General features: G+C 51.1%; 25 protein-coding genes. All 25 read left to right on the forward strand.

Annotated elements, in window-relative coordinates:
- The first annotated feature begins 5 nt into the window (after positions 1-5).
- The 25 genes from ftsY (at position 6) to codY (ending at position 20,699) form a co-directional block, all read left to right on the forward strand.
- Positions 6-1,085 (forward strand): signal recognition particle-docking protein FtsY, encoded by a 1,080-nt coding sequence (ftsY, locus tag ACTTK7_RS01660; RefSeq protein ID WP_462865283.1) that lies wholly within the window; start codon positions 6-8, stop codon positions 1,083-1,085.
- Between the two features lie 89 nt (positions 1,086-1,174).
- Positions 1,175-1,522, forward strand: a complete 348-nt coding sequence (locus ACTTK7_RS01665; protein ID WP_462865285.1) for a putative DNA-binding protein — start codon at positions 1,175-1,177, stop codon at positions 1,520-1,522.
- Positions 1,522-2,865, forward strand: a complete 1,344-nt coding sequence (ffh, locus tag ACTTK7_RS01670; protein WP_462865287.1) for a signal recognition particle protein — start codon at positions 1,522-1,524, stop codon at positions 2,863-2,865. The genes ACTTK7_RS01665 and ffh overlap by 1 nt, the downstream gene beginning before the upstream one ends.
- Positions 2,866-2,955: 90 nt before the next feature.
- Positions 2,956-3,228 (forward strand): 30S ribosomal protein S16, encoded by a 273-nt coding sequence (rpsP, locus tag ACTTK7_RS01675; protein WP_462865289.1) that lies wholly within the window; start codon positions 2,956-2,958, stop codon positions 3,226-3,228.
- Positions 3,229-3,392: 164 nt separating this feature from the next.
- Positions 3,393-3,632 (forward strand): KH domain-containing protein, encoded by a 240-nt coding sequence (locus ACTTK7_RS01680; protein WP_462865291.1) that lies wholly within the window; start codon positions 3,393-3,395, stop codon positions 3,630-3,632.
- Positions 3,633-3,686: 54 nt separating this feature from the next.
- On the forward strand, positions 3,687-4,106 hold the full coding sequence (locus ACTTK7_RS01685; RefSeq protein ID WP_462865414.1) for a YlqD family protein: 420 nt from the start codon (positions 3,687-3,689) through the stop codon (positions 4,104-4,106).
- Entirely contained in the window at positions 4,093-4,617 is a 525-nt protein-coding gene (gene rimM, locus ACTTK7_RS01690; protein ID WP_462865292.1) for a ribosome maturation factor RimM, read from the forward strand. Before ACTTK7_RS01685 ends, rimM begins: the two co-directional genes overlap by 14 nt.
- Positions 4,614-5,312 (forward strand): tRNA (guanosine(37)-N1)-methyltransferase TrmD, encoded by a 699-nt coding sequence (gene trmD / locus ACTTK7_RS01695; protein WP_462865294.1) that lies wholly within the window; start codon positions 4,614-4,616, stop codon positions 5,310-5,312. Before rimM ends, trmD begins: the two co-directional genes overlap by 4 nt.
- A gap of 125 nt (positions 5,313-5,437) precedes the next feature.
- The gene (rplS, locus tag ACTTK7_RS01700) at positions 5,438-5,782 is read left to right on the forward strand and encodes a 50S ribosomal protein L19 (protein ID WP_022792749.1); all 345 of its coding nucleotides are present in this window, start codon (positions 5,438-5,440) and stop codon (positions 5,780-5,782) included.
- A gap of 85 nt (positions 5,783-5,867) precedes the next feature.
- Positions 5,868-6,428, forward strand: coding sequence for a signal peptidase I (gene lepB / locus ACTTK7_RS01705; protein WP_462865296.1), 561 nt, complete (start codon positions 5,868-5,870; stop codon positions 6,426-6,428).
- A gap of 19 nt (positions 6,429-6,447) precedes the next feature.
- The gene (ylqF, locus tag ACTTK7_RS01710; protein WP_462865297.1) at positions 6,448-7,311 is read left to right on the forward strand and encodes a ribosome biogenesis GTPase YlqF; all 864 of its coding nucleotides are present in this window, start codon (positions 6,448-6,450) and stop codon (positions 7,309-7,311) included.
- A 13-nt stretch (positions 7,312-7,324) separates the two neighbouring features.
- Positions 7,325-8,107, forward strand: coding sequence for a ribonuclease HII (locus ACTTK7_RS01715; protein ID WP_462865298.1), 783 nt, complete (start codon positions 7,325-7,327; stop codon positions 8,105-8,107).
- A gap of 15 nt (positions 8,108-8,122) precedes the next feature.
- Positions 8,123-8,347 carry a hypothetical protein gene (locus tag ACTTK7_RS01720; RefSeq protein ID WP_462865299.1) on the forward strand — a complete coding sequence of 75 codons (225 nt, stop codon included), beginning with the start codon at positions 8,123-8,125 and terminating at the stop codon, positions 8,345-8,347.
- A 9-nt stretch (positions 8,348-8,356) separates the two neighbouring features.
- Entirely contained in the window at positions 8,357-9,448 is a 1,092-nt protein-coding gene (locus tag ACTTK7_RS01725; RefSeq protein WP_462865300.1) for a hypothetical protein, read from the forward strand.
- Positions 9,427-9,672: a hypothetical protein gene (locus tag ACTTK7_RS01730; protein ID WP_462865301.1), complete on the forward strand. Its 246-nt coding sequence runs from the start codon at positions 9,427-9,429 to the stop codon at positions 9,670-9,672. The genes ACTTK7_RS01725 and ACTTK7_RS01730 overlap by 22 nt, the downstream gene beginning before the upstream one ends.
- Positions 9,669-9,962 carry an EscU/YscU/HrcU family type III secretion system export apparatus switch protein gene (locus ACTTK7_RS01735; protein ID WP_322524653.1) on the forward strand — a complete coding sequence of 98 codons (294 nt, stop codon included), beginning with the start codon at positions 9,669-9,671 and terminating at the stop codon, positions 9,960-9,962. The genes ACTTK7_RS01730 and ACTTK7_RS01735 overlap by 4 nt, the downstream gene beginning before the upstream one ends.
- Positions 9,963-10,140: 178 nt before the next feature.
- Positions 10,141-11,301, forward strand: coding sequence for an ADP-forming succinate--CoA ligase subunit beta (gene sucC, locus ACTTK7_RS01740; protein WP_022792755.1), 1,161 nt, complete (start codon positions 10,141-10,143; stop codon positions 11,299-11,301).
- A 21-nt stretch (positions 11,302-11,322) separates the two neighbouring features.
- A complete protein-coding gene (gene sucD / locus ACTTK7_RS01745; protein WP_322524654.1) occupies positions 11,323-12,237 on the forward strand; it encodes a succinate--CoA ligase subunit alpha in 915 nt (304 codons plus the stop codon).
- 102 nt (positions 12,238-12,339) lie between these two features.
- On the forward strand, positions 12,340-13,215 hold the full coding sequence (gene dprA, locus ACTTK7_RS01750; protein ID WP_462865303.1) for a DNA-processing protein DprA: 876 nt from the start codon (positions 12,340-12,342) through the stop codon (positions 13,213-13,215).
- A gap of 193 nt (positions 13,216-13,408) precedes the next feature.
- Positions 13,409-15,484 (forward strand): type I DNA topoisomerase, encoded by a 2,076-nt coding sequence (topA, locus tag ACTTK7_RS01755; protein WP_462865304.1) that lies wholly within the window; start codon positions 13,409-13,411, stop codon positions 15,482-15,484.
- An 82-nt stretch (positions 15,485-15,566) separates the two neighbouring features.
- Positions 15,567-16,880 (forward strand): FADH(2)-oxidizing methylenetetrahydrofolate--tRNA-(uracil(54)-C(5))-methyltransferase TrmFO, encoded by a 1,314-nt coding sequence (gene trmFO, locus ACTTK7_RS01760; RefSeq protein ID WP_462865305.1) that lies wholly within the window; start codon positions 15,567-15,569, stop codon positions 16,878-16,880.
- A gap of 103 nt (positions 16,881-16,983) precedes the next feature.
- The gene (gene xerC, locus ACTTK7_RS01765) at positions 16,984-17,901 is read left to right on the forward strand and encodes a tyrosine recombinase XerC (protein WP_462865307.1); all 918 of its coding nucleotides are present in this window, start codon (positions 16,984-16,986) and stop codon (positions 17,899-17,901) included.
- A gap of 3 nt (positions 17,902-17,904) precedes the next feature.
- The gene (gene hslV, locus ACTTK7_RS01770; RefSeq protein ID WP_091610303.1) at positions 17,905-18,453 is read left to right on the forward strand and encodes an ATP-dependent protease subunit HslV; all 549 of its coding nucleotides are present in this window, start codon (positions 17,905-17,907) and stop codon (positions 18,451-18,453) included.
- Positions 18,454-18,480: 27 nt separating this feature from the next.
- Positions 18,481-19,893, forward strand: coding sequence for an ATP-dependent protease ATPase subunit HslU (gene hslU / locus ACTTK7_RS01775; protein ID WP_462865309.1), 1,413 nt, complete (start codon positions 18,481-18,483; stop codon positions 19,891-19,893).
- A 23-nt stretch (positions 19,894-19,916) separates the two neighbouring features.
- Positions 19,917-20,699: a GTP-sensing pleiotropic transcriptional regulator CodY gene (codY, locus tag ACTTK7_RS01780; protein ID WP_322524660.1), complete on the forward strand. Its 783-nt coding sequence runs from the start codon at positions 19,917-19,919 to the stop codon at positions 20,697-20,699.
- The last annotated feature ends 96 nt before the right edge of the window (positions 20,700-20,795 follow it).

Genomic DNA, 20,795 nt, shown 5'->3' on the forward strand with positions numbered 1-20,795 from the left:
AAAGCATGAGTCTTTTTCAACGATTAAAAAAACGAATGGCCGGGGAAGCAGCGGAAGAAGAAGCCAGAGAAGAAGCGAAGCAGGAAGCACAGGACACAGGCAAAGAAGAGCCCGAAGAAGAACGGCGCGTCTCGCTTTCGAGCCGTTTCCGTGAAGGGCTGGCAAAAACAAGGTCGTCGTTTTCCGAAGCGATGAATGAATTGTTCGCCCAGTACCGCGAAGTAAATGAAGATTTCTTTGAAGAACTAGAAGAAATTTTGATCAGCTCAGACGTCGGGGTGGAAACCGTGATGGAAATCATCGACGAACTGCGAAACGAATCGCTCCTGAAAAATATCCGGACGACGGAAAAGCTCACTCCGCTGATCACGGAAAAAATGGCGGAAAAGCTGGACCGCACCGGAGAAGATTCCAAGCTGAACATGAATCCGGACGGAATGACTGTCATGCTTTTTGTTGGCGTGAACGGCGTAGGGAAAACGACCACGATCGGGAAAATGGCCCATCAAATGAAAGCAGAAGGAAAAAAAGTTGTTCTCGCAGCCGGGGACACGTTTCGTGCCGGGGCAATTGAGCAGCTTGAGGGCTGGGGAGAGCGTGCCGGAGTGGACGTTATCAAGCAGCAGGCCGGCAGTGACCCGGCGGCGGTCATTTATGATGCGATCAAGTCAGCAAAATCGAGACAGGCAGATGTGCTTCTCTGCGATACGGCTGGCCGTCTGCAGAACAAGGTCAATCTAATGAATGAGCTTGCGAAAGTAAAGCGTGTAATTACGCGGGAAATTCCCGAGGCGCCTCACGAAGTGCTTCTCGTACTGGACGCCACCACCGGCCAGAATGCCATGAGCCAGGCTAAAACCTTCCGTGAGGCAACGGAGGTTTCCGGCATCATCCTGACGAAGCTCGACGGGACCGCGAAGGGCGGCATTGTAATGGCGATCCGCAACGAATTGAACATTCCGGTAAAAATGGTCGGACTCGGGGAAAAGCTGGATGATCTGCAGCCTTTCGAAGCGGAGGATTTCGTTTACGGGCTGTTCAAGGACATGATTGAACAGACGCCGGCCGATGCAGAGGAGCGGTAGCATCCGGCTATGCAATTTCTTGACAAGAACCGCTGTGGTTCGTAAGATGAACTGTAAAGTAATTGCACTTAACGCCAGAGGTGGTATGCATGCTCGAAAAAACAGTTCGGATGAATTCACTGTTTGATTTTTACCAGCCGCTGCTGACAAACAAGCAGCGGCTCTATTTGGAAAGGTATTATTTAGACGACTTTTCGCTGGGTGAAATTTCGGAGGAATTTAACGTCAGCCGCCAGGCAGTGTACGACAATATCCGGCGTACCGAGACGATGCTTGAGGAATACGAAGAAAAGCTTGGATTATATAAAAAATACCAGGAGCGCATGGCGCTGTACGAGCAGTTAAAGGTGCTGGCCCCGGACGATTTCCCGGAAAGGACGCAGCTGCTTGAAGCGGTAGAAACGCTGGAAAATTTAGAAGAGGAAGGGGTCTCGTAATGGCATTTGAAGGATTAGGCGAACGTCTGCAGTCCACGTTTGACCATATGAAGAGCCGTGGGAAAGTTACGGATGAAGACGTTAAAGCAATGATGCGCGAAGTACGGCTCGCGCTGCTTGAAGCAGACGTCAACTACAAAGTCGTAAAGCAGTTCGTTAACAGCGTGAAAGATCGCGCGACCGGACAGGAAGTGATGAAAAGCTTAACGCCCGGCCAGCAGGTGGTCAAGGTGGTCAACGAAGAGCTGACCCAGCTGATGGGCGGCGAGCAGGCGGAAATTGCAAAAGCGACTAAAGGCCCGACGGTCGTAATGATGGTCGGACTGCAGGGCGCCGGGAAAACGACGACGTCCGCGAAAATTGCGAATTATTTACGGAAAAACAAAAACCGCCAGCCCCTGATGGCGGCAGCGGACGTCTACCGTCCGGCAGCGATTGATCAGCTCGAGACGCTCGGCCGGCAGCTGAACATGCCCGTCTTCTCTCTCGGAACCGAAGCGGACCCGGTTGATATTGCCAAACAGTCGCTCGAAAAAGCTAAAGAAGAGCATTACGATTATCTGTTTATTGATACAGCAGGCCGTCTGCACGTGGATGATTCTTTGATGGACGAGCTGCAGCGTATGAAAGAAGCAGTCAATCCGGATGAGATCATGCTCGTGGTGGACTCGATGACCGGGCAGGACGCTGTCAACGTGGCAGAAAGCTTTAACGAACAGCTCGGCATTACCGGCGTGACGCTGACGAAGCTTGACGGGGACACCCGCGGCGGGGCAGCGCTGTCGGTTAAATCGGTGACGGATAAACCGATCAAATTTGCCGGTACCGGCGAGAAAATTGACGCCATTGAACCGTTTCACCCGGAACGGATGGCTTCAAGGATTCTCGGCATGGGCGATATGCTCTCCCTGATTGAAAAAGCACAAACCAATGTAGATGAAGACAAGGCCAAAGAGCTTGAGAAGAAAATGCGGTCGCAGGATCTGACGTTTGACGACTTTCTCGAACAGCTCGGCCAGGTGCGTAACATGGGATCGATGGAAGATATTATGAGCATGATCCCGGGCGCCGGCAAAATGAAAGGCCTTAAAAATGCCCAGATGGATGACAATCAGATTACGAGGGTGGAGGCAATCGTTCGTTCCATGACCAGAGAGGAACGCCAGCAGCCGTCTTTGATGAACGCAAGCCGCAAGCGCCGGATTGCCAAAGGAAGCGGCACGACGATCCAGGACGTAAACCGTCTGCTCAAGCAGTTTGAAGACATGAAAAAGATGATGAAGCAGATGACTTCGCAGCAGAAGGGCAAGAAAAAAGGCAATTTCTCGATGCCATTCATGTAAAATTTTTATATGGCAAGGAAAAACACTTTACAGCACGCAAAGAAGCTATTATAATAAGCAAATGTGAGAAAAAAATGGAGGTGTTTGCATATGGCAACGCGCATCAGATTAAAGCGTATGGGCTCGAACAAGCGTCCTTTCTACCGTTTGGTAGTAGCGGATTCCCGGGCACCACGTGATGGACGTTTTATCGAAGAAATCGGTACGTACAACCCGCTGACTAACCCTGCCGAGTTCCACGTGAACGAAGAGAAGGCTCTTAAGTGGATGCTCGAGGGTGCTAAACCATCGGATACTGTTCGTAACCTGTTTTCGCAGGAAGGTCTTATGACCCGTCTGCACAACGAAAAGCACGCAAAGTAATAAGCTGAAAAGATCGTCTTTGCCCGTCATTTCCTTACGGAATGAAGAGGGAGAGACGGTCTTTTTTTATGCAGCGGCGTGCCTGTATATCCTCTGCCTGCGGAGAAAGACCCGGGGCGCTCTTGTTTGTGATAAAATAATACATATCAGGAAAGGATGAGTGGATGAAATCTTTTGCCTACATAATATTGGAGCGGATTGTGGATTATCCGGATGATATAAATATGACGGAATCGGAAGAAAACGGACGGGTGCTTATTGAAGTGAGAGTTCATCCGGAGGACGCGGGAAAAGTGATTGGCAGACAGGGCAAAACGATTCAGGCGGTGAGGACACTCCTGCAGGCGAAAGCCTCGGCTGAAGGGAAAAACGTCCGTCTTACCCTGTTGAACGATCAAAAATAGCTCCCTGCTTAGCTGCCGCTTCGGGGCCTTTGAAGAGGTGATAAAGTGCGTGTAATGAAAAAAATGAAGGTTCACCATATTCTGACGGAAACATTGAAAGAGGAGCTGCAGGAAAAATACGAGCAGCAGAAATCCCGGCTGCTGGAGGAAACGGAACAGCTTCGTTTTCAAAAACAAAAGCAGAACAAGGAACGGGAGACTGAGAACGGCCGTTGGTCGGCCATGGATAAATTCAGCAAGGAAATTGAAAAACGAAAAGAGGAGCTGCAGCAGCTTTATTTTTTGCAGAACCAGCTCGAGCATCTTCCGATCGGCTCGGAGCTTTCATTTGGCACGACGGAAGTGATGTTTGATATCGAGGTGGGGAGCGCGTGGCATGAGGGCGAGCACTGGGGTACCATTGTTGTGGAAGAGGGCATTGTAAAAGAAATCAGATCAAAACACAAAGCGAGTGACGAAGATGGAATGGTTTAATGTAGGCACAATTGTAAATACGCACGGTGTACGGGGAGAGGTCAGGGTAAAATCTGTCAGCGACTTTGAGGAGGACCGTTTTCAGCCCGGGCAGGAGGTATACGTGGAGAAGCCGGAGGCAGAAACCGGCTATGAACCGCTGGTCATAAAAAGCTCCCGGCCGCATAAGCAGTTTATTCTGCTCACATTTGAAGGATTTAACTCAATTGATGATGTGGACTGGATGAAAAATGCGGCGCTTTTTGTACCGGAAACAGCGCTTGCACCGCTTGAAGAAACGGAATATTATTTTCATGAAATTATTGATGCAGACGTCTATACGGAAGAAGGCACCCATCTCGGTTACGTGAAAGAGATCCTGACCCCGGGAGCCAATGACGTGTGGGTGGTGGAGCCGGCAGAAGGGCGGCAGGACATTCTGCTTCCTTATATTGAAGAAGTCGTTCAGCATGTGGACGTCGCCGAAAAACGTATTACCGTAAGGGTAATGAAGGGAATGCTGCCGGAATGAGAATGGATTTTTTAACCCTGTTTCCGGGTATGTTTGAAAGTGTGTTCAGCCACTCCATTCTTGCCCGTGCCGCTGAAAGAGGACACGTCTCCTTTCATACCCATGACATAAGGGACTATACAGACGACAAGCATAACAAGGTGGATGACTACCCGTACGGCGGGGGCGCCGGTCTCGTATTAAAGCCGCAGCCGGTATTTGACGCTGCCGCCCAGGTCAAAAGCGCAGGTGAGGCTCCGCCGGACCGCGTCATTCTTCTCTGCCCGCAGGGAAAGCCGTTTAAGCAGGAGGACGCCCGGGAGCTTGCCGGCGAGGACCGGCTGATGTTTATATGCGGTCATTATGAAGGCTATGACGAACGGATCCGCGAGCATTTAATTACGGATGAATACTCGATCGGCGATTTTGTGCTGACCGGTGGTGAGCTTGGTGCGATGGTTATGGCAGACAGCATTACGCGCCTTTTGCCCGGAGTGCTCGGCAATGAACAATCCGCCCATACGGACTCGTTTGAAAACGGGCTGCTGGAGTATCCGCAGTATACCCGTCCGGCGGACTTCCGCGGCATGACAGTGCCGGACATTCTGCTGTCCGGTGACCATGGAAAAATCGCTGAATGGCGGCAAAACCAGGCAATCAAAAGGACAAAAGAACGCCGGCCGGATCTTTGGGAAAAATATACCGATCAGACGTAAATCCGGCGGTTGATTCCGCCCGTGGAATGTGCTATGATTCATTTTGTGACTAAATAGTCATCAATTACGGTGCTCCGCTGTTTTCATCGTGGACAAGAGCATGCGAGAGAAGGAGGCGAATACAAATGCAACAACTTATTCGCGACATAACGAAGGAACAGTTAAAATCGGATCTCCCGGACTTTCGCCCAGGTGACACTGTAGCAGTGCACTTGAAAGTTGTCGAGGGCTCCCGTGAACGTGTACAGGTGTTTCAGGGCGTCGTTATTAAACGTCGCGGCGGAGGCATCAGCGAGTCTTTCACCGTGCGTAAGGTTTCCTACGGAATTGGCGTGGAGAGAACTCTTCCGCTTCATTCCCCAAGAATCGATAAGATTGAAGTGAAACGCCGCGGTAAAGTACGTCAAGCTAGATTGTACTATCTCCGTAACCTGCGTGGAAAAGCTGCGCGTATCAAAGAACTTCGATAAGACACAGGAAAAAAAGCTGCAGCGGAGTATTCCGTCTGCAGCTTTTTTCATACGGATAAACTATATATAGAAAGGAATCGACCGCATGAATGAACGCCGCTTTCCCATCAATTGGCTGCATCTTCTGACAGTAATTATGATTGCATTACTTATGGCATTGGCAGCACGCTGGCTGTTTGTAGCTCCAGTCGTTGTGAAGGGCGAATCGATGGAGCCGACCATTCATGATGAGGACCGGATGCTGTTGAATAAAACAAGCAAATGGCTGCACGAGTGGGACCGTTTTGATGTGGTCGTTTTCCACGCCAATGATAAAGATGATTATATTAAACGGATCATCGGACTGCCGGGTGATACGCTTGAATACAGGAATGATAAGCTTTTTATTAACGGGGAACAGGTGGATGAGCCGTTTCTTGATAAACAGACCCTGGCAGCAGGGCCGCCCCCGGCGACCACCGATTTTACGCTGGAGGAGAAAACAGGCCGCAGCCGTATTCCCGAAGGAGAAGTTTTTGTCATGGGGGACAACCGGCCAAACAGCTATGACTCCCGGGCCATCGGACTCGTAGAGGAAGAGGAGATCGTCGGGGAGGCGGTCATAACGTTCTGGCCGCTCAATCACATGTGGCCATCGCCATTTTAATTTGAAAGGAGGCAGAGGTATGGACATTCAATGGTATCCCGGACATATGGACAAAGCGCAAAAGGAAGTGCAGAGCAAGCTGAAGCAGGTGGATGTGGTTATCGAGCTCGCAGATGCAAGAATCCCCCGGTCCTCGCGGAACCCTCTGCTTGAAACGATTATTCAGGATAAGCCATCGGTGATCGTATTAACCAAGGCCGACCTGGCCGATCCGAAAGTAACCGAGGAATGGAAGCAGTATTACCGCGATCAGGGAATTGAGGCGGTAGACGTGGATTCCAAGCATAAGAAGGGCCTGCATGTGATTAAGGAAGCGGCACTTCAGCAGACGGAACGGCTCCAGGCCAGGTGGAAAAGAAAAGGCATTAAGCCAAGAGCTATACGGGCAATGATTATCGGCATCCCGAACGTCGGCAAGTCGACGCTCATCAATCAGTGGATCGGAAAAAAAACGGCTAAAATCGGCGACCGTCCGGGAATTACAAAAAACCAGCAGTGGCTGAAAATGGGCAAGGAAATGGATCTGCTCGACACCCCGGGCATTCTCTGGCCGAAGTTCGAAGACCCTTACGTTGGGGAACGTCTTGCAGCTACAGGCGCCATCAAGGACGAGCTGCTGGATCTGCAGGATATTGCTTATTTTATTATCGGTATCTGCCAGGAGTATTATCCCGAAAAGCTGCTTCAGCGCTTTGGCCTTGAGGATAAGCCGAGAGAAACGTCGCTGGAATGGTTTGAAGACATCGGCCGTAAACGGGGAGCACTGCTTTCAGGAGCGGAAATCGATTACGAAAAAGCAGGTGAAATGGTCGTGCGCGAGTTCCGCGGCGGGCAGCTCGGCCGCATCAGTCTCGAACGCCCGGACGACGAAGTAAGCGAATAATTGAGCAGCAGAGGTGAAAATATTGGAGAAATGGACGATAACAGCTGTAAAGGAGTATTTGCAGACGCAGGAGGAGCCGGAGGCAGAGCTTCTAGAGGCCTGGAAGGAGGACTCACGGGCCGGCGTCCAGAAGGAGCTGCAGCGGTACGCCAAACGGCAACAGCAGAAGCAGGAAAAGTACGAGGATTTCCGCCGCCGGCTTTCGTTTGAACAGGACTATTGGGACCGGGGTTTCAAGGCGGTGGCTGGAGTAGACGAAGTCGGGCGCGGGCCGCTGGCCGGGCCAGTGACTACGGCTGCTGTGGTGCTGCCAAAGGACGTCAGCCTGGTGGAAGTGAATGACTCCAAAATGCTCTCCGCCAAAAAACGCGAAGAGCTCGAAACAAAAATCAAAGAGGTGGCAATCGCCTGGAGCGTTGTTCATATCGAGGCGGACGAAATTGATCGTCTGAATATTTACCAGGCAACTAAAAAAGCTATGCGGACAGCAGTGGCGGATCTTAAGCCTGCTCCGGATGTCCTGCTGGTAGATGCGATGACCCTTCCATTACATATTGAACAGCAGTCGCTGGTGCAGGGAGACAGCCGGAGCGTGTCGATTGCGGCTGCCTCTATTCTGGCTAAGGTGGAACGGGACCGTTATATGCAGTATTATCATACGCTCTATCCGGACTATGATTTTGCCAGCAACAAGGGATACGGTACTCAGAATCACCTGGACGGCCTAAAGCGTCTTGGCGGGTGTGCCATACACCGGTATTCATTTCAGCCGGTAGCCGGGTATCGTCGTCCGTAAAAGGAGAGAAAATCGATGAAGCTGTCGCTGCCGTCCGCGTATGCCGGAAACCGTACAGGGCAAGCTGGAAATGAAGAAATTAGAGCCGGACAGATCATTAAAGGCACCGTCAAACAGCTGTACCCCGGTCAGCGGGCGGCGGTTACCGTGAACGGGAGAGTCTATCACGCTTCCCTGGAGGCACCGGTTGAAACCGGCAAATCATATTATTTTCAGGTGAAAAATGAACACGGACGGTAGGTATGGCAGGTGGCAGCAAACGGGTCTGCCGCCCCTTCCGGGGATAAAGGCCAGGCGCTCCTGAAGCAGCTCGGCCTTCCGTCCGGAAAGCAGGAGCAGTACATATTCCGCATATTCGAACAGATGCAGCTGCCTGTAACGAGAGAAGCACTGCAAAAAAGTGTGCAGCTGCTAAAAGGGGAGGGCGCCGTAAACAAGCAGGGCATGCAGACGATTCAATGGATGCTCGGCGCAGGTGCCCCATTAAAAACATCGATCTTTCAAAGCATTCATCAGGTGCTGCACGGCCCGTCGCCGGCACAGGATTTAACCGTGCTGCTTGCCCGGCATAATATGTCTGACCCCGTTCATCAGTCCATCAGCAGTGCCGTGCTCACCCCGGGAAGCTTTAAAGGGGGCATCGAGGCCCCGACAAAGCCGATGCAGCTGTTCGCTGCGGCAGCCGCGGCGGCTGTCGTTGACAAAAACGGCCAGGCTGCCCAGCTGATCCACCGGTTATTTGCGGGCCTTCAGCCTCCATTGAACGCTAAAGCTTTTCTGCAGCATGTCGGTCGGGGGGCCGAAAGCAGCGGGTCCGTGGAAAAATGGCTTCAGTCCCAGGTGGAAGATGCGGCAAAGCTGCACCAGACGATCCAGCAGGCGGGCAGTTCGCCGCAGCTGAGCGCAAAGGCTCTGATGAGAGCCTGGCACACGCTGGTCCCGGAAGCCGTGACGGTGCTTGCCAATACGCCGCAGATGGTGGAATGGCTCAAAAGCTACACCGGCAGTGCGAGCTGGTCCTCCTGGGCGGAAAGCGGGAGCAAAGAAGCAATGCAGACGTCTTACAGGCATTTAGAGCAGGCTCAGGCGCATATTATGTCGAGAACTGAACTCTCACCCCAGCATGAACGAACCGTCGCCCATGTGGCCGGTCAGCAGCTCATGCAGCAGACCGAGCAGGAGGCCTGGCTGCAGCAGCTCTCCCATCTTCCGGCGAAGTGGGGGAAATGCTTTCGGATGCTGTTGTTCACTGGGAGGGAAAACGTACCGAAGACGGAAAGCTCGATCCGGATACGTGCCATATTTTATTTCAGCTTGAGATGGACCGGCTCGGCGTTTTAATCGCTGATGTGCAGATTTATAAACGAAACGTGACGGTAAATATCAGCAGTGAAAACCCGCGCCCGGAGCAGCCGCTGCATCTTTTTCAGCCCATGCTGAAAACGGCGATGGCTTCGTTAAACTATCAGCTGGTGTCGCTTCAGTGGCATGAAGATCCGGCGCCTGCGGAGCGGCCGCACGGCCGGAAGCCCGGACTGAAAGGAGCATTTGATATTCGGATATGACCTCCAACCAGAACTGGACCACAAAAAAAGCAGTGGCACTTAATTATAAGCAGGGCACCTCGCAGGCGCCGGCCGTCAAAGCGAAGGGGCGGGGATGGACCGCGGAACGGATTATCGAAGCGGCCGCTGAACAGGACGTGCCGGTGCATAAAGATGCCGGGCTTGTACATATGCTTCATGAGCTTGAATGGAATGAAGAAATTCCGGAAGAGCTGTATGAAGTGGTGGCGGAAATCTTCGCCTTTATCTACCGGATGGATAAAAAAACGGCCGGTAAAAATGAAAACTAAACCGCGCAGCAGAAACTTTCACGGAAATGTTGAATTTTTTTCTAAATTTCTATACGATAAAGGATGTGTGGGAGAGAGCGAGGCCATTTAGAGGCTTTCGTTCTGCCCAGATTCGATTTTGTAATCACTTACACAGTCGATAGAAGGATTCGTATTGTAACGGTGAGGGGGAAAAAGCATGAATATTCATGAGTACCAGGGAAAAGAGCTCCTTCGTAAATACGGAGTGGCAGTCCCTAACGGAAAAGTTGCATTTACGGTAGATGAAGCAGAGGCAGCCGCAAAAGAACTGGGTTCTGACGTAACAGTGGTAAAAGCCCAGATCCACGCAGGTGGAAGAGGGAAAGCCGGCGGGGTGAAGCTCGCTAAAAACCTCGATGACGTCCGCAAATATGCTGACGAAATCCTTGGCAAAACACTGGTTACCCACCAGACCGGTCCGGAAGGTAAAGAAGTGAAGCGTCTTTACATCGAAGAGGGAAGCGACATCAAGAAGGAATACTACTTAGGTGTTGTGCTCGACCGTGTATCGTCCCGCATTGTGATGATGGGATCTGAAGAAGGCGGAACAGAAATCGAAGAAGTAGCTGAAGAAAATCCGGAAAAAATCTTCCGCGAATACATTGATCCAGCTATCGGTATGCAGCCTTATCAGGCCCGTCGTATGGCATTTAACATGAATATACCGACAGACCTTCTGAAAGAAGCAGTGAAGTTCATGCTTGGCCTGTCCAAAGTATTTATCGACAACGACTGCTCCATTGCAGAAATCAACCCGCTCGTAACGACCGGGGACGGAAAAGTAATGGCACTTGATGCGAAATTCAATTTCGATTCAAACGCACTTTACCGTCAAAAAGAAATACTTGATTACCGTGACCTCGATGAAGAGGATCCAAAGGAGATCGAAGCTTCCAAATATGACTTAAGCTACATTGCCCTCGATGGCAATATCGGCTGCATGGTCAATGGTGCCGGTCTTGCGATGGCTACGATGGATATCATTAAGCACTACAGCGGCGATCCGGCGAACTTCCTGGATGTTGGCGGCGGTGCGACGGCTGAAAAAGTAACGGAAGCATTTAAAATTATCCTTGAAGATGACGCTGTTAAAGGCATTTACGTTAACATCTTCGGTGGAATCATGAAGTGCGACGTCATCGCTGACGGGGTAGTGGAAGCTACGAAGCAGACTGGACTGGAGATTCCGCTTGTTGTACGTTTGGAAGGCACGAACGTAGAAAAAGGCAAAGAAATTCTGGAAAAATCCGGATTGAATATTACAGCAGCGGACTCTATGGCAGACGGTGCGCAAAAAATTGTTTCGTTAGTTCAATAGAAAGGCAGGGACCATCGACCTATGAGCATTTATATTAATCAGGATACAAAAGTAGTTGTTCAGGGAATTACAGGATCTACCGGCCTCTTTCACACTCAGCAGGCGTTAGAGTACGGTACGAAAATCGTCGGCGGCGTGACGCCGGGTAAAGGCGGCACCGAAGTTGAAGGCGTGCCGGTTTTCAACACGCTTGATGATGCAGTGGAAGCAACCGGTGCTACCGTGTCGGTTATTTACGTTCCGCCTGCTTTTGCAGCGGACGCGATCATTGAAGCAGTGGATGCAGACCTTGATCTTGCCATCTGCATCACTGAAGGCATCCCGGTTCTTGATATGATTAAAGTGAAACGTTTTATGGAAGGCAAGCGCACCCGCCTTGTCGGTCCAAACTGCCCGGGCGTTATTACACCGGACGAGTGCAAAATCGGCATTATGCCGGGCTACATTCATAAAAAAGGACACGTAGGTGTTGTTTCCCGTTCGGGTACCCTGACGTATGAAGCGGTAGACCAGCTTACCAAAGCAGGCATCGGCCAGTCGACAGCTGTCGGTATCGGCGGTGACCCGGTGAACGGCACCAGCTTTACCGACGTGCTGCAGGCCTTTAATGACGATCCGGACACAGAAGCCGTGATCATGATTGGTGAAATCGGCGGCACAGCTGAGGAAGAAGCAGCTGAATGGGTCAAGCAGAATATGACCAAGCCAGTGGTCGGCTTCATAGGCGGTGCGACAGCCCCTCCAGGAAAACGGATGGGCCACGCCGGCGCGATTATTTCCGGCGGTAAAGGCACCGCAGAGGAAAAAATTAAAACGTTAAACGAAAGCGGCGTGCAGGTAGCAGCGACACCGGCAGAAATCGGTGATACGATGATCAACGTTCTGAAAGAACGCGGTCTGCACGAAAAATGCCTCACCCACGAACCACAAGTATAAAAGAACCGCCCTCCGCTGCCTCTTTCGGGCAGGCGGAGGTTTTCTTTTTCTCTCCCGTATTTCCCCCCTAAAACCATTATCCCCCATGAAAGGACTATCCTCATGCAAAATCTCTCCTTTAATGAACGACTTCTGGCTGTCCACGAATTTCCCCATTTTCAATGGAAGCATGTAACAGAGCTGCTCCGCCGCGACAACGAATTGCTTCTCCCTTTTACGCACCCTCATCTTCTGCCTTTAAACAGTACCCAGCTGAATGCCTGGCGAAAATATTTGTCTCAGCTTGCCGTGCAGCAGCGACTCGCGTGGTACCGGGAACAGGGCGTCGGGTGGATTACATATTTTGACGACCGCTATCCGTCGTCCTTAAAGTCAATTTACGATGCGCCGTGGGTGCTTTACACGAAAGGAAACACAGAGCTGCTGCAGGGCAGCCCACGGCTGGCGGTAGTCGGCTCCCGGAGCATGACTTCGTACGGCAAGGCAGCGGTGGAAGCATTTCTTCCGCACGGACAGGTGCAGATTGTCAGCGGGCTCGCGAGAGGTGTGGACGGATACGCCCACCGGCAGGCATTAACAGTGGGAGCCCCAGCTATTGCGGTGCTCGGCTCCGGGTTTGGCCGTATTTATCCGAAGGAGCATCTCGCTCTGGCAAAAAAAATTGCTGCCGCGGGACTGCTTTTGAGCGAATATCCCCCGGACAGATCTCCGAGAAAGTGGCACTTTCCGTCCAGAAACCGTATTATCAGCGGCCTGTCTGATAAAATATTTGTGGTGGAAGCGGATGTAAACAGCGGGTCCCTCATTACAGCATCGCTTGCGCTTGAACAGGGGAGGGAGGTCTGCGCACTGCCGGGGCCCGTGTTTTCCAGGCAGAGTGCGGGCACGAACCAGCTGATTTATGACGGCGCTCTCCCGGTCCTCCAGCCGGAGGATTTAAGCATATCCGGCAGCCGGACAGTGTCTCATAACAGCTGACGCAATTGAAACGGAATTTTAAATTTTCCGTATGTTATGCTAGACACGTCCATTAAACTGTGAAAGAATAATTGTGATTTCAAGCACAAAACGCACTGAAACGAGTAAGATCATAAAAGCATCACTATTTGACAGAGTAATTTATTCGAGTTAATAATGGTAATATTTCATTGAGACAAAGGGGAGAAAAGGAATGGCCGACTATTTAGTCATCGTGGAATCTCCCGCAAAAGCAAAAACAATCGAAAAGTATTTAGGGAAAAAATATGCAGTGAAAGCTTCAATGGGGCACGTAAGAGACCTGCCAAAAAGCCAAATGGGAGTCGACACTGAAAACAATTATGACCCGAAATATATAACGATACGCGGGAAAGGTCCAGTTTTAAAAGAATTAAAAACGGCTGCAAAAAAAGCGAAGAAAGTATATCTCGCAGCCGACCCTGACAGAGAGGGTGAAGCCATCGCCTGGCATCTGGCGCACAGCTTAAACATTGATGAAGATTCGGAATGCCGGGTTGTTTTTAACGAAATTACAAAAACAGCGGTGAAGGATGCGTTTAAGCATCCCCGTTCCATCAATATGGATCTGGTGGATGCACAGCAGGCCCGGCGGATACTTGACCGGCTCGTCGGCTACAACATCAGCCCATTACTATGGAAGAAAGTGAAAAAAGGACTGAGTGCCGGACGGGTACAGTCGATTGCCGTGAAGATGATTATTGACCGGGAAAAAGAAATTAAGGCGTTTATTCCGGAGGAATACTGGAGTATTAATGGAACGTTCTCGGACGGGGACGCGGAATTTGAGGCGAAATTTCATGGCACAGCGAAGGAAAAGCAGGCGCTTGCCTCCCGGGAAGACGTCGACGGCGTGCTTCAAAAGATGAAGGGTGATCAGTTTGAAGTAACAAAGGTCACGAGAAAAGAACGTAAACGCAATCCAGTACAGCCGTTCACCACCTCGTCCCTGCAGCAGGAAGCAGCGAGAAAGCTGAATTTCCGTGCGAAGAAGACGATGATGGTTGCCCAGCAGCTGTATGAAGGTATTGATTTGGGTAAACCGGCTGACACTGTCGGTTTGATCACCTATATGCGGACAGACTCCACCAGGGTTTCCCAGACCGCCAAGGAAGAAGCCCGGACGTTTATTACGGAAAAGTACGGCGAAGAATACATCCACCAGGGAGAGCGCAAGAATTCCAAAAACAGCAACAGCCAGGATGCCCACGAAGCGATCCGGCCGACATCGATCATGTATGAACCAAAACAGGTGAAAAGCTCGCTTTCAAGAGACCAGTACCGGCTGTACAAGCTCATCTGGGAACGTCTGGTGGCGAGTGAAATGGCTCCGGCTGTTATGGACACCATGTCAGTGGACCTTGATAATGAGGGCGTGCTGTTCCGGGCGACCGGCTCCAAAGTGAAATTCCCCGGCTTTATGAAGGTGTACGTGGAAGGCCAGGATGACGGAAAAAAAGAAGAGGATAAAATGCTTCCCGATCTTCAGGAGGGCCAGATGGTCACCCGGACGGATATGGAAGAAAATCAGCATTTCACCCAGCCGCCGCCGCGTTACACAGAAGCCCGACTCGTTCGGACGATGGAGGAAATGGGTATCGGCCGGCCGTCAACGTATGCCCCGACGCTCGATACAGTGCAGCGCCGGAACTACGTAGCGCTTGAAGAAAAGCGTTTCGTGCCGACCGAGCTCGGTGAAATTGTGATGGATCTGGTTGTGGAATTCTTCCCGGAAATTCTCGATGTGGAATTTACCGCAAAGATGGAAAATGATCTTGACTATATTGAAGAAGGAAAACAAAATTGGATTGAGATTATCGACGAATTCTACCAGGGATTTGAGCCAAGGCTGAAAAAAGCCGAGGAAGAAATGGAAGAAGTCGAAATCAAGGATGAGCCGGCAGGCGAAGACTGCGAGCAGTGCGGCCATCCAATGGTATATAAAATGGGCCGTTACGGAAAGTTTATGGCCTGCTCCAATTTTCCGGAATGCCGTAATACGAAAGCGATTGTCAAAGATATCGGCGTGAAATGCCCGAAATGTAAAGAGGGAAATGTCGTTGAACGCCGAAGTAAGAAAAAGCGGATCTTTTACGGCTGCGACCGGTACCCGGATTGCGAATTTGTTTCCTGGGATAAACCGATTGCCCGCCCGTGTCCGAAATGTGAAAATATGCTTGTGGAGAAAAAGACGAAAAAAGGCGTACACGTCCAGTGCTCTGAATGTGATTATAAGGAAGAACCAAATTAAAAATGACTGGTTACAGCGCAGGTCTGACTGCTTCCGAAAGGAATAGTTGCCTGCGCTTTCAAAAGGGAAAGGAGTTTTTATCATGAAAAGTACACCTGTTCATATCGTCGGTGCAGGGCTCGCCGGAAGCGAAGCGGCATGGCAGCTTGCAAAACAGGGCGTGCCGGTCAGGCTTCACGAAATGCGTCCGAACAAACAGACGGCCGCCCACCATACCGATAAATTTGCGGAGCTGGTCTGCAGTAATTCGCTCCGGGCCAACAACCTTACAAATGCCGTCGGCGTATTAAAGGAAGAAATGAGGAACCTCGACAGCGTGATTATCGAGGCGGCAGACGCGGCCTCGGTGCCGGCAGGCGGCGCTCTTGCCGTGGACCGGCATGAATTTGCCGCGAAGGTCACGGAAAAAGTAAAAAATCACCCGCTCGTGGAAGTGGTATCGGAGGAAGTGACCCACATACCGGATGAACCGGCAATTATTGCCACAGGTCCGCTGACCACTGAGTCGCTCTCTGAGGATATTTTTAACCTGACCGGCGAAGAGCATTTGTACTTTTACGACGCAGCGGCGCCGATTGTGGAAACAGACAGCATCGATATGGACAAAGCGTATGTAAAATCCCGGTACGATAAAGGGGAAGCAGCGTACATCAACTGTCCGATGACAGAAGAGGAATTTGACCGCTTCTACGAGGCACTGGTGGAAGCAGAAGTTGTTCCGCTGCGCGAATTTGAGAAAAACATCTTTTTTGAAGGCTGCATGCCGGTCGAGGAAATTGCCCGCAGAGGCAAAAAGACCCTGCTGTTCGGCCCGATGAAGCCGGTCGGTCTGGAGCATCCGGAAACAGGGGAGATTCCGCACGCCGTCGTGCAGCTGCGCCAGGACAACCAGGAAGGGACGCTTTTTAACATTGTCGGCTTCCAGACCCATCTTAAATGGGGGCCGCAGAAAGAAGTAATCCGTTTAATCCCGGGACTTGAAAATGCCGACATCGTCCGCTACGGCGTGATGCACCGGAATACGTTTTTAAATTCCCCGAACTTCCTGAACCCGACCTACCAGACAAAGGCCCGCAGTAATTTGTTCTTTGCCGGACAGATTACCGGGGTGGAAGGCTACGTGGAATCAGCTGCTTCCGGGCTGGTCGCCGGATGGAATGCAGCTAAACAATATTTGCAGGAAGAAACGGACACCTTCCCGAAGGAAACGGTGATCGGTGCCATGAGTCACTATATTACGACAGCCGGCGCCAAAAACTTTCAGCCCATGAACGCCAACTTCGGCCTGCTTCCGGCCCCGGAGCAAAAAATCAAAAACAAGCGGGAACGCAATGAATACTACGCAGAACGGGCTCTGGATGCCATTCAGAATTTTAAGAAAAAAGTCCAAATATGATTGCTAGGCTCCAGGGTTTATGATACGATTTACTAGCTTTTGTCTTCATAAAGCGGCAACAGGAACGCAGAAGGAAGAGAAGGCGCAAAGGAGCAAAAAGCTGATGAACCCGCTATTAACCTGGAGGGAAGAATTTTTCCGCTATCTGGAGCTTGAAAAAAACATTTCCTCCTATACGAAAACAGCTTACGAACAGGACTTGATTGAATTTGAAGCGTTTATGCAGCAGGAGGGCTGGAAGCACGTGGAGGAGGTTGATCCAACGCTCGTCCGCCTCTACTACAGCAGCATGTACGACCGCTCGTATGCAAGGGCGACAGTAGCGCGGAAAATCTCCGCGCTGCGTGCGTATTTCCGCTATCTGCAGCGCGAGGAATATATTGAACAAAATCCGTTCATCGGTGCGAGCCATCCGAAAAAAGAGCGGCCGCTTCCCCACTTTTTATATGAAGAAGAGATCGAATCGCTGTTTGCTTCATTTGATATGAGCAAGCCGCTTGATATCAGGGATAAAGCCATTATGGAGCTGCTTTATGCGACAGGGATGCGCATCAGCGAATGCCAGCAGCTTCAGGCCGATGACCTCGATGACTACCTCGGCACCATTCTGGTGAAGGGAAAAGGCCGGAAGGAGAGGTACGTGCCGGTAGGAAGCTTTGCCCAGGAAGCCGTCGAGCTGTACAAGATGAACGTGCGTCCGGAGCTTTCAGCCAAAAGCAGCGTGCCGACCGGCCAGCTGTTTTTAAACGCCCGGGGCGGCCCGCTGACCGACCGCGGATTCCGCCATGTCATTAACGAACGGGTGAAAAAGGTCTCAAGCACGCTCCGTATTTCTCCTCATGACCTGAGGCATACGTTTGCGACACATCTGCTCAATCACGGGGTGGACCTGCGGGTCGTGCAGGATCTTCTCGGCCATGCCAATTTATCCACAACCCAGATTTATACCCATGTAACGAAAGAACGGCTTCAGGATGTGTATCGACATGCGCATCCAAGAGCAGAAAGGAAGCGTGAATAACTAATGGAACCATCCTTTCACGCCACAACAATATACGCTGTCCATCACGACGGTAAAGGAGCGATGGCCGGCGACGGCCAGGTGACGCTCGGCCAGCAGGTGGTCATGAAGCATACGGCACGAAAAGTGAGACGGCTGTACAACGGAAAAGTTCTCGCCGGCTTTGCCGGATCGGTAGCTGACGCGTTTACACTGTTTGACCTGTTTGAAGAAAAGCTCGAGCAGTGGAGCGGCAATCTGCAGCGTGCTGCCGTCGAGCTTGCCAAGGACTGGCGAAGCGATAAAACGCTTCGGCGTCTGGAAGCAATGCTCATTGTTATGGATAAATCCACCATGCTTTTGGTCGCGGGAACAGGAGAAGTCATCGAGCCTGATGACAACATGCTTGCGATCGGCTCCGGTGGCAATTTTGCGCTCAGCGCCGGAAGGGCACTCAAAAAGCATGCCACACACCTGACTGCCCGGGAAATGGCCGAGGCTTCGCTTGAGACAGCAGCAGATATATGTGTTTTCACCAACCATGAAATCATAGTTGAAGATTTGGAATCTTAAAACATAGTCCGCTAAGGGGGCTTATTAATGGAAATTTCGATGACACCCAAACAGATTGTAGAACGGCTCGATCAATATATTATCGGCCAGAATGAAGCGAAACGGTCTGTTGCGGTGGCTCTTCGCAACCGATACCGCAGAAGCAAGCTGCCCGAACAGCTTCAGGAGGAAGTAACGCCGAAAAATATTCTGATGATCGGACCGACGGGCGTAGGTAAAACAGAAATTGCCCGCCGAATTGCGAAGCTTGTCGGCGCTCCTTTTTCAAAGGTGGAAGCCACAAAATTCACCGAAGTCGGCTATGTCGGCCGCGACGTGGAGTCGATGATCCGGGATCTGGTGGAGGTTGCCGTACGGATTGTAAAGGAAGAAAAAACAGCCTCCGTACAGGAAAAAGCAGAAAAAGCTGCGAATAAAAAAATCGTCCGGCTGCTTGCTCCGAGAAAACGCAAAAATCGTCAGGCGGACAACAACTCCGGCAACCCGTTCGGGATGCTTTTTCAGCAGAATGAGGACAACGATGAAGAAGAAGAGACAGACACCGCGGATAACAGTGATCTTCGTGAGCAGCGTCGTCAGCTGCAGAAGCAGCTGGAGATGGGCGAGCTTGAAGACCGTAAAGTAACCATAGAGGTCGAACAGCAGTCCGGCTCCATGGGTGACATGTTTCAGGGCGGCGGCATGGAGCAGATGGGCATGAACATGCAGGAGATGCTCGGAAACATGATGCCGAAGAAAACGAGCAGCCGCACCCTTCCCGTGCGCGAAGCACGCAAGGTGCTGACCGAGCAGGAAGCCCAGAAAATGATCGATATGGACGAGGTGAGCACGGAAGCTGTTTACCGCGCGGAGCAGCTGGGAATTGTGTTCCTGGATGAGATTGATAAAGTAACCGGTAAAAAGGAAAGCAGCAGTGCGGACGTTTCGCGCGAAGGCGTACAGCGGGACATTCTGCCGATTGTGGAAGGCTCGACGGTCAATACCAAATACGGTCCGGTGCGCACCGACCATATGCTGTTTATCGCAGCCGGTGCTTTTCATACGGCCAAGCCTTCCGATTTAATTCCTGAGCTGCAAGGAAGATTTCCGGTGCGTGTCGAATTAGATAACTTAGGGGCAGCAGATTTTGCCCGGATTCTGCGGGAGCCGGACCAGGCTCTAACCAAGCAGTACCAGGCACTCATCCGCACCGAAGGTATTGAAGTGACGTTTACAGACGAAGCCGTCGATACTATTGCGGAATTAGCGGAAGCGGTCAATCAGCAGACAGAAAACATCGGCGCACGACGGCTGCATACGCTGCTTGAAAGACTGCTCGAAGATCTGTCCTTCGAGGCGCCGGAAATTACCATGGACGCTATCACCATTACGCCGGAGTACGTTAATGATAAACTGGCAACGATCGCCAGGGACCGGGACGTCAGCCGGTACATTTTGTAGCATAAATCAGGAGGAGAATCAGCATGGATTTGTTAACGAGAAGCAGAAGAATTAATGAAATGTTACAGAAAACACAGGGAGACCACGTCAATTTTAAAGACATGGCCGAAACCCTTCAGGAAATTATTGGAGCCAATGTGTTTGTGGTCAGCCGCCGTGGAAAGCTGCTCGGCTACTCGATCGAACAGGAAATCGAGCACGAAAAAATGCAGCGGATTTTAGAGGAGCGCCAGTTCCCGCAGGAATACACCTCCGGTTTGTTCAGCATCAATGAAACCTCGCCGAATCTGGACGTACAAAGCGAATACACGGCATTTCCGCAGGAAAGCGCCGAATTATTTGCGTCCGGCCTGACAACGATTGTACCGATTGTCGGCGGCGGCCAGCGTCTTGGAACGCTCGTTCTGGCCCGGTTAAGCGAAACGTTTGATGATGATGATCTGATCCTCGCCGAATACGGGGCGACTGTGGTCGGTATGGAAATCCTTCATGAAAAAACGCAGGAAATCGAAGAGGAAGCAAGAAGTAAAGCCGTTGTCCAGATGGCTATCAGCTCCCTTTCCTACAGTGAACTCGAAGCGGTAGAGCATATTTTCGAGGAGCTCGACGGCAAGGAAGGGCTGCTTGTAGCGAGTAAAATTGCCGACCGTGTCGGCATTACCCGCTCCGTGATCGTCAACGCCCTGCGTAAGCTTGAAAGCGCCGGCGTGATCGAATCAAGATCCCTCGGCATGAAGGGAACCTATATTAAAGTATTAAACAACAAGTTTTTGTATGAACTCGAGAAAATTAAAAATAACGATTAAAAAATTCACCGCGGTCCCTTCAAGGGGCCGCTTTTTTGGCTCTTAAGCTAAAACATATTAAGCGGTGTGCGATTTATACTAGTGAAAAATGGAATG

The organism is Marinococcus tarijensis (assembly GCF_054971385.1).

Coding starts and splice junctions, on each gene's coding strand:
- ylqF (WP_462865297.1), top strand. CDS start 6,448: ATGGACATTCAATGGTATCCCGGACATATGGACAAAGCGCAAAAGGAA.
- lepB (WP_462865296.1), top strand. CDS start 5,868: ATGAATGAACGCCGCTTTCCCATCAATTGGCTGCATCTTCTGACAGTA.
- ffh (WP_462865287.1), top strand. CDS start 1,522: ATGGCATTTGAAGGATTAGGCGAACGTCTGCAGTCCACGTTTGACCAT.
- trmFO (WP_462865305.1), top strand. CDS start 15,567: ATGAAAAGTACACCTGTTCATATCGTCGGTGCAGGGCTCGCCGGAAGC.
- ftsY (WP_462865283.1), top strand. CDS start 6: ATGAGTCTTTTTCAACGATTAAAAAAACGAATGGCCGGGGAAGCAGCG.
- ACTTK7_RS01720 (WP_462865299.1), top strand. CDS start 8,123: ATGAAGCTGTCGCTGCCGTCCGCGTATGCCGGAAACCGTACAGGGCAA.
- ACTTK7_RS01730 (WP_462865301.1), top strand. CDS start 9,427: ATGGACCGGCTCGGCGTTTTAATCGCTGATGTGCAGATTTATAAACGA.
- rpsP (WP_462865289.1), top strand. CDS start 2,956: ATGGCAACGCGCATCAGATTAAAGCGTATGGGCTCGAACAAGCGTCCT.
- ACTTK7_RS01680 (WP_462865291.1), top strand. CDS start 3,393: ATGAAATCTTTTGCCTACATAATATTGGAGCGGATTGTGGATTATCCG.
- ACTTK7_RS01685 (WP_462865414.1), top strand. CDS start 3,687: ATGAAAAAAATGAAGGTTCACCATATTCTGACGGAAACATTGAAAGAG.
- rimM (WP_462865292.1), top strand. CDS start 4,093: ATGGAATGGTTTAATGTAGGCACAATTGTAAATACGCACGGTGTACGG.
- ACTTK7_RS01665 (WP_462865285.1), top strand. CDS start 1,175: ATGCTCGAAAAAACAGTTCGGATGAATTCACTGTTTGATTTTTACCAG.
- rplS (WP_022792749.1), top strand. CDS start 5,438: ATGCAACAACTTATTCGCGACATAACGAAGGAACAGTTAAAATCGGAT.
- sucD (WP_322524654.1), top strand. CDS start 11,323: ATGAGCATTTATATTAATCAGGATACAAAAGTAGTTGTTCAGGGAATT.
- trmD (WP_462865294.1), top strand. CDS start 4,614: ATGAGAATGGATTTTTTAACCCTGTTTCCGGGTATGTTTGAAAGTGTG.
- hslV (WP_091610303.1), top strand. CDS start 17,905: ATGGAACCATCCTTTCACGCCACAACAATATACGCTGTCCATCACGAC.
- xerC (WP_462865307.1), top strand. CDS start 16,984: ATGAACCCGCTATTAACCTGGAGGGAAGAATTTTTCCGCTATCTGGAG.
- hslU (WP_462865309.1), top strand. CDS start 18,481: ATGGAAATTTCGATGACACCCAAACAGATTGTAGAACGGCTCGATCAA.
- ACTTK7_RS01735 (WP_322524653.1), top strand. CDS start 9,669: ATGACCTCCAACCAGAACTGGACCACAAAAAAAGCAGTGGCACTTAAT.
- codY (WP_322524660.1), top strand. CDS start 19,917: ATGGATTTGTTAACGAGAAGCAGAAGAATTAATGAAATGTTACAGAAA.
- sucC (WP_022792755.1), top strand. CDS start 10,141: ATGAATATTCATGAGTACCAGGGAAAAGAGCTCCTTCGTAAATACGGA.
- dprA (WP_462865303.1), top strand. CDS start 12,340: ATGCAAAATCTCTCCTTTAATGAACGACTTCTGGCTGTCCACGAATTT.
- topA (WP_462865304.1), top strand. CDS start 13,409: ATGGCCGACTATTTAGTCATCGTGGAATCTCCCGCAAAAGCAAAAACA.